Annotated in this window: 8 protein-coding genes; 3 read left to right on the top strand and 5 right to left on the bottom strand. The window is 38.5% G+C overall.

What is annotated here, in order from left to right; all coding sequences use genetic code 11:
- Window positions 1–94 precede the first annotated feature (94 nt).
- A complete protein-coding gene (cysE, locus tag PTUN_RS22390; RefSeq protein ID WP_040643832.1) occupies window positions 95–901 on the bottom strand; it encodes a serine O-acetyltransferase in 807 nt (268 codons plus the stop codon).
- A gap of 145 nt (window positions 902–1046) precedes the next feature.
- Here cysE and PTUN_RS04015 point away from each other — a divergent pair, with 145 nt between their 5' ends.
- Together PTUN_RS04015 and PTUN_RS04010 are read left to right on the top strand one after the other, a co-directional pair.
- Window positions 1047–2228 carry an MFS transporter gene (locus PTUN_RS04015; protein ID WP_040643831.1) on the top strand — a complete coding sequence of 394 codons (1182 nt, stop codon included), beginning with the start codon at window positions 1047–1049 and terminating at the stop codon, window positions 2226–2228.
- A gap of 158 nt (window positions 2229–2386) precedes the next feature.
- Complete coding sequence (locus tag PTUN_RS04010; protein WP_009838416.1) at window positions 2387–4888, top strand: serine/threonine-protein kinase; 2502 nt, start codon at window positions 2387–2389, stop codon at window positions 4886–4888.
- Window positions 4889–4900: 12 nt separating this feature from the next.
- Here the strand turns inward: PTUN_RS04010 and PTUN_RS04005 are convergent, their stop codons facing one another.
- Together PTUN_RS04005 and PTUN_RS04000 are read right to left on the bottom strand one after the other, a co-directional pair.
- Complete coding sequence (locus PTUN_RS04005) at window positions 4901–5446, bottom strand: hypothetical protein (RefSeq protein WP_009838415.1); 546 nt, start codon at window positions 5444–5446, stop codon at window positions 4901–4903.
- A 91-nt stretch (window positions 5447–5537) separates the two neighbouring features.
- Window positions 5538–6419: a DMT family transporter gene (locus PTUN_RS04000; protein ID WP_009838414.1), complete on the bottom strand. Its 882-nt coding sequence runs from the start codon at window positions 6417–6419 to the stop codon at window positions 5538–5540.
- A gap of 114 nt (window positions 6420–6533) precedes the next feature.
- On the opposite strand from PTUN_RS04000, the gene PTUN_RS03995 reads away from it, so the two are divergent.
- Window positions 6534–8105 carry a S41 family peptidase gene (locus PTUN_RS03995; protein WP_009838413.1) on the top strand — a complete coding sequence of 524 codons (1572 nt, stop codon included), beginning with the start codon at window positions 6534–6536 and terminating at the stop codon, window positions 8103–8105.
- A gap of 40 nt (window positions 8106–8145) precedes the next feature.
- On the opposite strand, the gene PTUN_RS03990 is transcribed toward PTUN_RS03995, so the two are convergent.
- Window positions 8146–8919 carry a putative porin gene (locus PTUN_RS03990; protein ID WP_009838412.1) on the bottom strand — a complete coding sequence of 258 codons (774 nt, stop codon included), beginning with the start codon at window positions 8917–8919 and terminating at the stop codon, window positions 8146–8148.
- Window positions 8920–9301: 382 nt separating this feature from the next.
- Window positions 9302–12118, bottom strand: coding sequence for a M16 family metallopeptidase (locus tag PTUN_RS03985; RefSeq protein WP_415906958.1), 2817 nt, complete (start codon window positions 12116–12118; stop codon window positions 9302–9304).
- Window positions 12119–12240: the final 122 nt, after the last annotated feature.

The following is a 12240-nucleotide window of genomic DNA, read 5'->3' as shown; positions in this document are numbered from 1 at the left end:
CAAAACTAAAAAAGCCCCATCGGGGCTTTTTTGTTGCACTTAAATTTAATCAGCTTCATTACTTAGCCTCAGATCTGGATAAGAGATTCACTCATTAAAGCAGTGCGCTGGTCAAAGAGTCATCGGATTGCTCAAGTACATTTTGATCCATGGTTTCAGCTGGACGATTACAGGGCCTGCCCACAACTTTTGCAGGCACACCTACAACCGTGGTATGGGGTGCAACAGCGCTTAAAACAACAGAGCCCGCACCTATTCGAGCGCCTTGGCCAACTTCTATATTACCTAAAACCTTGGCGCCAGCACCTATCATCACGCCTTCGCGAATTTTAGGATGACGATCACCTTGCTCATTGCCTGTACCACCTAAGGTTACACCTTGTAGAATCGATACATTATCTTCAATCACTGCTGTTTCACCAATAACAATGCCTGTTGCATGGTCAAACATAATGCCATGGCCGATTTTACAGGCTGGATGAATGTCAACACCAAACACTTCTGAATTACGTGATTGGATAAAACGAGCAAGCTCTTTACGGTCTTGGCGCCATAAACAATGAGCAAGTCGGTGAACTTGGATTGCTTGAAAGCCCTTTAAATTTAACAAAATACTTAAGTAACTATCAGCAGCAGGATCGCGGTCTTTTACTGCTTTAATATCGTGTGAAACATGGGTAAGCATGCGGTCACAATCAACAAAAGCCTGATCAAATAATTCACGAAAAGTAAAAGGTGAAACCACCGCATCCGAGAGCTTATTAGCGACAATAAAACTAAGCGCAGATCCTAAACATTCATGATTCAAAATACATGAATAAACGTGACTTGCGAGTAAAGGTTCTTTTTTTACTAGCTCAGTCGCTTCTACTTTTAGTTGCTGCCAAATTTGATGTCGCATCAATACCATTCACTTATAAATAAAATAGACTTTAGTTTAACGTAAATATTAATTAAAGTGTCTAGCTTCATTACGCCCTGTTGTTATTGCTTATAACAAACAGTTTTATCAATGCCTAAATCAAATAATAAAAGTAAAGGTTGTTGTGAACAGATACGTGCTTATCCTCGCTTTTTGCCAAGGCCTTATTGTGACTGGCAACATTATGCTAGTTGCGATTACGGCTTTAATTGGTCAAAAAATTAGCCCCTCAGTCAGTTGGATTACATTACCTGTTGCGACGCAATGTTTTGGTTTATTACTGGCGACCATTCCAGCATCATTATTAATGGCCAAAACGGGGCGCAGAATAGGCTTTACCATAGGTAATAGCATTGGCATTCTTGGGGCGTTATTAGGTTGGTATGCACTCGAACTTAGCCATTTTGTCCTCTTTTGTTTCGCAACTGGTTTGATTGGGGTTGGAATAGGATTTGCGACCTTATACCGTTTTGCTGCAATAGAAGCTTGCCCAGAAAAACCAAGCCAAGCAATTTCGATGATCATGGCAAGTGGCGTTATTGCCGCTGTAATTGGGCCTAACCTTGCGATTTGGATTGATCACTACTTTACATCCATCAACTACAGCGCCACTTTTTTAGCCTTAGCAGCCTTGTATTGTTTAGCCATTATTTTACTGCAATTTGTACGCTTTCAAAGCGTCACATTAACAACCACCGCAGCTCCCGCTCGCAAACTAAGCCAAATAATCAAACAAAGTCAGTTTATCATTGCTGTATTTGTTGCCATGGTATCGTACACATTAATGAATTTATTAATGACCGCAACACCACTTGCAATGCATCGTCATGGTTTTGATTTAGCACAATCGGCCCTTGTAATTGAATGGCATGTGCTTGGTATGTTTTTGCCTTCATTTTTTACTGGAAAATTAATTGAGAAAATCGGCCAACTTAATACCATGGTTTTTGGCACCTTACTCATGGTGGCTTGCGTTACAATTAATTTGCTCGGCATCAGTCATATTCACTTTTTAGCCGCCTTATTTTTACTTGGCGTGGGGTGGAATTTTATGTTTATCAGCGCCACCCAAATGGTCACGCAAAGCTATCAACCTGCTGAAAAAGCCAAAAGCCAAGCGACTAACGAATTTTTGGTCTTTAGCATGGTGACTATTTCAGCACTAGGAGCTGGCTGGTTAGAAGCTAAAATTGGTTGGCGCTCGTTAAATTTGGCTAGCTTGGCACCACTTTTAATTACATTAATACTCCTACTGATAAGACAGTTTCAAATACATAAATTGCAAAATAGAGAAACCAGCCATTAAACGCTCAAAAATAAAGCAACTAGCGGAGGTAAAAATTGAAACAACTTTCCTTCGAAATACTGTAGTGTTATAAATGCATATGCGTTGATTAATTATGAAATAACAGGCAGTTGCTATGTTTCATTTATTGATATAAAAAATAAAAAAGCGAGTTATACGTGATTTCTGCCCTGACACTTTTTATTAAAGAAAAAGGCTATGCCATCGAAAAGCCAATTGGTAAAGGTGGTATGGGTGAAGTCTATTTAGGTCAAGATACACGCCTTAAACGCCCTGTTGCGATAAAAATTTGTTCCTTACGCTCACATCCACACAGCACAGAAGAAGCGAAAAACTTAGCGGCGCTTAATCACCCCAATATAGTACAAGTTTATGATGTACTTGAGCATCTTGATCACACCATTATTATTATGGAATATGTTTCTGGCGAAACATTAAAGTCTTATTTAAAAAATCAACACCCTGATGAAAGATGTAAACTCGATATTCTAATCGGCATTACCCAAGCCCTATGCCATGCACATAGCCGAGGTGTCTTTCACTGTGATTTAAAAAGCAGTAACGTAGTCATTAGCTATCAAAACGAAGTCAAACTGCTCGATTTTGGCATTAGCGTAAACCTTGCAAGCTCGCAGCAATCTAGCGTAAATTATTGCTCTCACTTAACGGTATCCCCCGAGCATCAATCAGACCAACCGCTTGATCACCAAACTGATTTATTTTGTTTAGGGTTACTTGCCTACGACCTATTTTTTAATCGTCATCCTTATGTCAGCAAACAAAGTACATTAACTGGTGACTTTTTTAATCAACCTAAGTTAGACGCGCATAGCCTATTGCCGCTACTTCCAGATGCACTTGCAACCTTGCTTAATCAATTAGTTGAGGTAAAAAAACAACAGCGCCCAGCACAGTGCGAAATTGTACTTGAACAATTGCAAATGATAGCGCAAGACTTTGATATGGCCGACGATAGTACCCAAGCCATGACACAAGCCATGCTACCGGTGCAAAAAAAGCCTAAAAATCGCATACTGCTAGCAGCTTTTACTACTGTGATACTGACAGCGATAGGCCTATTTTTTAATTTTTCAGCTCAAGATAAAAAAGAAACGGTGCTATTACTACCAACACTGGCATTAAATCCTGTCGAGGCTAACTTTGCCCTTACAATCGATGATTCTTTAAGCCAATTTCTTATCCAAAATAGTCATTACAAATTATTACCCGAAGCAGACGCACGCTTAATTGCGGCACTGAGCGATAAAAGCCAACAGGAGCAACTTGCTATTGCTGGTAACGAATTGGGGGCTACCGAAATCATTATGCCAACCATTCGCTGCGACAAAATATTTTGCCAAGTAAAATTAAAATCCTACCGCGGCCCCAATTGGTATGTACATAGTGAAAAATCAGGCCAACTCAATGTCGAAAACTTCACCAGTTTATATACCTTTAGCCAAACCTTGCTTGAGCAAATAACCGTTAATAATGATGTGCAAAATAAACTCAGCAGTGGTGATGAGCAAAATTATCAGCAATATTTAAGCATTAAACAGGCTTTTTTAAATGGTGAAATAAAAAGCGATAGCGACGATAAAGCGTTAACACAGCTCGCAACTCTACTGAGCCAAAACAATAAAATTTATAGCGCCTATAGTTTATATCGCGAAATCGCCCTTAATACTTATCACATTGATGGCAACCCCCTGCTCTTGACTCAACTTGAGGCTTTATTAGCCGCTTCACCTAGTCATTATAAGCAAAGTGAATCATACTTAATTGATTTATATAGCTTATATTTGGCACAACAAGATTGGGAAAAGGCTAGAGCAATTATTGAGCAATTTAAACTTAAAGACCTCAGTCAGTATTACAGCTTATTAGGTAAATGGCATTATTCGCAAAATCAATTTAGCGAAGCAAAACTTTACTACCTACAATCTCTTGAGCTAAAACCTACTTTAACGCTTAGGAAGTCGCTAGCTTATCTGTATTACCTCGATAACGATTTAGAGCAGGCGTTAACCGAGACCAATAAAGTCGTGAATGTATTACCTGATGATTTATTTGCCAATCAATTACTGGCAGATATTTATGTCGGACAAGGTGATTATAAAAAAAGCATTCAATATTACTTATCTTTTATTGAAACCTCACAAACGCCTATCGATTACAGTAATTTAAGTTTAGCTTTGTGGCTTGATCAACAGCCCGAGAAAGCCCTTTATTACGCGCAAAAAGCACTTGAGTTGGCCCCTGATAATAACGGTATAAAACTAAATTATGCCGATTTACTAAGCGTTAATCATCAGATCGAACAAGCTCATATTTATTACTTACAAATAATAAATAAAGCCATTACACAGCCTAGTGCTCGAGAATTATTAGAAAAAGCGCAAGCTCACAGTCAGGTTGGTGATCATATGAGCGCGCTTAAAATGCTGAACTCTGTTGTTGTGAATAATGAAGATAAAGATTTTTATTTCTACACTGCCACTGTTGTAAATACCAATGCCAAACAATTTGAATCAGCCTTAGTGAACTTTGAAGAGTCCTTACAACAAGGCTACCCTATCGAGTGGTTCCATTTCCCTTGGTATCAACCGCTATGTGAATTCAATACTTTTAACAGCAAAGCAAGCGAATTCTGTAAATAATACACAGCTCACTTACATAGGATTAGGTGGTCTTCTAATGATCATACCTGGATCTTGTGACATTATAATTTTCTGTGTTGCTGACGTTGGGTCAACAAATTGAGCAATATAACGAAACTTAACTTCAAGCCCCAGCTGCGGATTTACCGTTTCAACTTCAATTACATTATCGAGGTTATCGTTCGGATTTGGATTAAAACTGTTAGTTTTGCCGACATTGGTAATTTTTAATATCAATGCTTTTTTATCTGCTGATACTTTTGAAATCAAATTATAATTACAGTTATCAAGAGCTTGAATATATTCAATCCCATTACCATAGAAACTCCAATCATCACTAAGGTTTTTGTTAATTTCAATAACCACTAATGCTTGCTGAAATGGCTCGGTAAGTTCTGCGTATTTTTGCATGGCTGGATTATTGTAATCCTGAAAATCAACTAATAATGAATCAATCGCGGTGCCATTTTTCGACAACAACCAATGTTCATTCACGGAAGGTGTTAGTTGATAAATAGAATCTATTGGGCTAACTTCAACCACATTTGGACTTGACATAAAATAATTCCTTTTTAGATGAATACTAATTGTTGATAATAATCAAAATCATAGCAATAAGATATTACATTTAATAACACTCGTTAAAGTATCATTCATTCACAACTTTCATTGTGGATACAAAGTAGTGGTTAATCCATAAACTGAATAAAATAATCGCGCCACCAGCAGCCAAACGCACTAAATCAGCATCGCGATTCCAGATCAATAAATTGACTAAAATCCCAGCGGGGATCAGTACATTATTCATCACCGCCAATGTGCCCACATCAACGAGTGTTGCTCCTTTATTCCACGCAAAAAAACCAAGCCCGGAAGCGACAATACCTAAATAAACCAAAACTCCCCATTGCAGCGGACTTTTAGGCAACTGTGCGGTATTGCCAAATAACGCATAGCTGACAAGGGCTACAAAAAAAGCACCGAGAAAAAACCAACCAAAAATATGATGCTGTTTTATTGGCGCAGTTTGTAGCTGCTTTTGTTGCAACATTACCCGTTTATAACTCACCTGACCAATCGCAAAACACAGGTTAGCGCCTTGTACTAATACAAAACCAGTGATAAAACCACTGTCGATATCTTGATAACGAATCGCCACAGCGCCAAGGACAGCCAATAATGCAGATACTAAAAAATGTAGATGAAATTGACGCTCAAATACATCATTAATTAATGTTATATAAATCGGCGTCATTACGGTAAATAACAACACTTCGGGCACACTTAGGTACAAAAATGAGTGGTAATAAAAACCATACATTAAGCCCAACTGCACCGCACCAATAGCCATAAGCTGTATCGCAAGTGCTTTACTGACCTTAGCCAAACGCAAAAAAGGTAAAAATACCAACGCAGCTAATCCCACCCGCATCAATACCGAAAACCACGGGTCGACCTGCCCAGCTAAATACACACCAATTAAGCTAAACGAAAACGCCCAAAGCCCTGTAACGACCATTAAGTAAAACATGATGAGTTCATTGTTAAATATAAAAGCGCTATGTTAATCAATAACGCAGCCACAACAAAGCACTACCCAAAGTAAGTTTGTTACTGTACCCTTTTTACAAAAAAGGAACTCGTAATGACACCACACACATTTAATGCCATGACGATGCTCACTTTATGCTCATTGACTTTACCAGCAATCGCGGCCGTTGATGAAAAAGCTGAGTTTTCATATCCAAATAAAACACAACGCATTGCGATTGCTGAGTATGTTTTATCAACCATGGAACGCATCGATGCACTCAATAGTGAGCAGCGTAATTTAAGCAGAACGCTGAAATGGCCAGCTTACAAAGAAAAAGTTATTCTTAATGCTGCCAGAGCACAAAATTTTACTGAGCTTAATATTGCCCTCGATAATATTCATTACGGCATTATAAACTTGCATAGTTTTTTGCAGGTTGAACCTGCCATTGCAAAACACGCTGAACCAATTTTAACATGGCCAAGCGTAAGAATTGGTTACACTTGGCCCAAGCTCAGCTTCTTTTCGTTAGACAACAATAAAACAATCACTGAACTTAACGGCCATGACATTCATGAGTTATTTAATGATTATTACAATCAATATTGTCGCCACAATCACGATAACGGCTGCCTATCCTTTTTTTCAAAAAATCTGGAATATGGTTATCGTTTTGCTAAGCCTGCAACCACACTAACCATTACCTACCAAAATGGCAGTCAGCAACACATCGAACACTCTCAAATTACGCAAAGCCAGACCAGTGAAACCGAATCAAAAGCGTGTAAAAGCCGATATCCCAGCCTTGACTTAACGCTTGCTTACCAAGGCAGTCAATCGTGCTTGTATCAAACAAATAAAAGTTATGTCTTAAAAATTAATGAATTTGGCCCATGGGGCGCAGAAAATGATGATATATACTGCCTAAAGCCTAATTCTGCTGGTATGTGCAACGATATCAATGCAATAAAAAAAATAACCCAAACAAACTTTAAAGATTATTTAGTTATTGATATGCAAAACAATGGCGGCGGTAGTGAAAACACGCCTTGGATTGCAGCACTTACTCACGCAGGCTTTTACGATAATTTGATCACCTATAAAAATATTCTTGAACTTCAAGACCCGGATACACGAGCATCGGCTTTTTATTCAAGTGTTCAAGCCGAAAAGTGGTATCAAACAATCATAAAAGCACAATTAAATACCTCAGAATATCTCCCTATCAGGGCTGATTTTTGCAGAGGCAGTGCGCTATGCGAAAATAAGCAGATCCCATCATCAATCAATCCGATTGCCTATAAAAAGATGCTAGTAGTAATTAATGAACACTGCGTTAGCTCGTGTGATGATTTTGTCTGGAGAATGCGCAGTTATGCGGGGGCAACCACTTTAGGTCAATATCCAGCAACGGATGGTACCTATGCAAGAGTCAATGCAACAGTCTACATCACTTCTTCAGGTGAAATAAAAAGTGCCGTTTATGGTGAGGGCCGCTCGTTGCAATTTGAAGATGCCACCCCTTTAGTGACTTTTAGAATGCCACTGTCAAAAACTGTTACCCCTAAAGGAAAAATACGAGAAGGAGATAAAACGGTCCTTGATATTGCATTGCCTATTGATAAAACAAACTTTACAGAGATTAATCTCAGCAATTTAGCTCACACACTGCAGCGCTTATAATAAAAAGCCCGCGATTTTCGCGGGCTTTTTGAAGTATCTATTAAAACTGTGCAGAAAGCGTTAAACGATATAAATCGTAGCTATGATCAAAGTTATTACCGTAGCTTGCAGCTAACGCGATGTTGTTATTAAAAAAGTGCTTTGCACCTACTTCAACATTATCGTATTTATCTAGTTTAGCAAACGCAGATGTTTTGCTAGTAAAATAATAACGACCATCTAAGCTCCAGCTATCAACATCACCAACCGACAAATTAAGACCCGCTGTCAGATATTGACCATTATTAAGAGCTTTAAAATATTTAGTTGCTAACGAGATGGTATCGAGTTCATCATCTGTTGAAGCGGTAAAACCTAAATAATCAGTAGTATTTAAATCAAGATTATATTGCGCTGAGAAAGAAAAATCAGTATCGCCATCTTCAACATCAATAACATGTACGCGTGCGATAAAATCTGAGCTAAAAAAGTAACCTAAAGAAGCTTGTAATACATTAGTAGCATCTGAGTCATAGTCATGACGAATAAATTGACCAGCTACTGCAAATTGGTCTTTAAAGAATTCGCCACCAACATGATATTGATTATTTGATTCATCATCAGTAAACGAACCAAATACGTTGTTATGTGTATTGATATAAGAAAATTGATCTAATGGACCAAGGGTATTACGCCCAGAAAAATAATACAAAGTGCCGATACGATATAAATCAGCATCTTCTACATTGACATAAGCGGCTTCAGAAATTGACTGATAATTTTGGGCAAAAGTCGCCCCTGAAAATAATAACGTTGCTAGTAAAGTTTTTTTCATTGCTACATTCCATGTGAAGTAAATTTGTGGGCATTATAATTAGCTATTTCAAAAGTGCAACCTGGTAAAAGCCATGATTTACAACACCTTTTTTTAACACTCGTAACCCTGTTAACATCGTTCACATTTGTGACAGCGCATGACAAAAAAATAACAAGTACAGCTATATGTCAGTCTTAGCCTGAAAAAGCATTTTTCTTTATCAATTTAAAACCGCCAGTGTTATTTCGAAAAACAAAATAATGCGAGTAAAAAAACGCATTCATCATGATAAATAATTAGTTATTTTTCATCTATCAATACTAAATAACTAAGTTTGACTTATAAAAAGCCCGCGATTTACGCGGGCTGGTTTCGCTTATTAAGCTGTTTTATAAATTAATTATAAAAACACTTTTTCAATATCGAGCACTTCAACCTGTTTTTTATTCAATTTTAGCGGGTAGCTTTCGATGATTCTATCTTCATTGATAAGCGCTGCTGGTTTATCTGAATTGTATTTCAGTGGCGAGGCTTGCTCGGTGGTTAAACGTTTTGCCATGTCTTTGCCATCACCGGTTACAAATACAAACTGAATATTATCGGTTTGTAAATTGTCACGAATAACACGGTTCACATCATCCACTGTGAGACTCGAAAGTTGCTTACGCACATAACTTACAAACTCATCCGTTTGATAAAACTGGCTATCGAGTGCATAACCGAGTTGGCGATCTTGGCTTGCAACTAACTGCGGCACAAAGTTAACTAAGAAATTACGGGTCGCTTCGAAGTTTTCTTTACTCATGCCCGCTTTGATTAATTTATCAAGCTCAAACATCGCGGTGCGGGTAGCAAAATGGGCATCGTTATTGGAACGCAGTGGACGTAACCAGACTTGGAAAATTTGCTCTGAACGACCTAAGTTTGCATCTGGCTTCGTTTGTGAGCTACCACGAGGGAAGTATTCAATATAAGAATAGTCACCATAGTTCATACCACGTACTTGGCGGATCCGCTCATATAAAAAGCTGTTTGAGCTTCTGTGCTCACCAAAGTAAGAACGGACTAACCAAAGTGCTGCCCAATCTTTGTCGCTACGAATAGTCTCAATTGGAAAGCCAAACGACACAGCTGTTGATTGTGCAGTTTTTTCAACAATTGTGGCGTGGCGACCGACTAACTTAGGTGCATCTTCAATATTCAGGCGTTTTTCATTCCCTTTTGGCAAACGAGATAAGTCTTGCAGCATTTTACTTTTCACGGCACTAGGTAAAGAGCCTGTAATACCAAGATTGAGCTTAGCTTGAGTAAACTCGGCGCGATAAAACGCTTTTACATCATCAAGGGTGATCGATTCTAAATCTGATAAATCACCATAATTGTAACTTTCATAAGCATGACCTTGGTACAATTTATGATAAAGCACTTCTTTACCTAGCTCTTCATCATTTGCTGCTTTTAAGCCCGATTTTAAGCCATCAATTTGCTCTTTTTTCAGACGCTTAAAATCATCTTCACGAAAACCAGGATTAAGTAATTGATCGCTCACTAACGCATACCAAGCTGCGGCATTATCTTTATGAACACGGCCACGTAACGAGATCATTTCTTTATCAAGCTGGCCATCAAAGCTGCCAGCTATAGGATACATGGCTTGTTTGATATCCTGATATGAACGACTTTGTGAACCACCATTGGCAAGTAAATTCACCGTCAATGCTGCTAAGCCCTTTTTCCCAACCGGATCAGCCGCTGCGCCGGTATAGAATAAAAAGTTTACATCCACCAAAGGTGAATCATTACTTTTATCAAGAACATTAAACGCCACATCTGTAGGTTTATTATTAAGCTCTGCGACTAATGCATTAAGGTTCACTTCTTGTTCAAAACCTTTGATGCTGGCTAAATCTGACATAGTCACAGTTGTACGCGCTTCATCAACAAAGTACTTATTAGCAATGTCTTTGATGTCTTGCGCTGAGATAGCATCTGCGGTCGCGTACAAGTCGTTAATCACTTCTGGGTCACGCTCAAAGTGCATGTAAGTCGCTAGAGTTGATGCAATCGCTTCTGATGAGTCAAGCCCACCCACAAAACTGTACTTTAAGTTTGATTTAAGGCTAGCTAGTTTATCAGCATCAACCAGCTCGGTCCGTGCTTTTGCATAGGTTTGGTTAATGGCATCACGCACTACCGCTAAGTCTTGCTCTTTTTCAACTTTGACAAATACATGCAATAAACCGGGATCTTTGGTTTCAGCATTGTAGGTAAACATTTGGCTAGCAATTTGTTTATCAACGACTAAATCTTGATACAGTGCTGAATTATTTGAGAAATAAAGCTGAGAAATCAAATCAAGTGCAGCGCGGTCTTTTTGTTTTGGTTGCCACGCAGTGCCTTTATACGACACTAATAACCAATGGCCCGGTAAGCCATCGTTTTTCTCGTGAATATATTTGGCCGCTTGTTGTTTTGGCTCTACAGGAATATCGGCAACATAATTGCCTTTTTGCCAATTGCCCCAATGTTTTTTTACCATCTTCATGGTTGCGTGCGGATCAACATCACCAACAATCACTAAAGATACATATTCTGGCTTATAAAACTTTTTAAAGAACTCTTTACCATAAGCCGATTGGTCTGGCATGGCTTCAATATCTTTAAAAAAGCCCATAGTGGTGTGTTTATAAGTATGCTGTTCGAACGCTTCATTTCGCACTGCAGATAACAACTTACGAATTGGGCTCGCATTATTTTTTAAGTATTCGCCTTTTACGGTTAAAGCTTCGGTGCGGAACTGCTCTTCCGTATAAGTCAGGTTTTGGAAAATATCCGCTTCTATTTCAAGTACTTTATCTAAATGCTCTTTTGAGAAATTGAGATGATAGTTGGTATAGTCGTTGGTAGTGTAAGCACGGTTATCGACCCCTGAATTTTTCAAAATATCAGAGTAAACATCTTGTGGGTATTTTTCAGAGCCTTTAAACATCATGTGTTCAAAAAAATGAGCAAAACCCGTTTTACCCGCTTCAACTTCATTACGTGAACCAACCGATACAGGAATTTGCAATGAAACAACATCAGGATAATCGGTTTTAACAATCATCACACGCAAACCATTAGGGAGTTCTTCTAGTACATAGTTTTGTGAGAATACTTTATCACTGCCGCTTTTAACTTGAGTATTGGCAGCAACAGACTGCACGGTTGGCGCCATGGCCGCTTTATTATTTTTATTGCCAGCATCAACGTGTACAACACAGCCAGACAAAGTTGCCGATACAGCCAGTGCAGTTGCAAGTAGTTTAAATTTCATGATTTTCCCTTGATTAAGGTTTA

It is taken from the genome of Pseudoalteromonas tunicata (assembly GCF_002310815.1).
Lineage (GTDB): Bacteria > Pseudomonadota > Gammaproteobacteria > Enterobacterales > Alteromonadaceae > Pseudoalteromonas > Pseudoalteromonas tunicata.
This window is presented reverse-complemented; position numbering and strand designations above follow the sequence as displayed.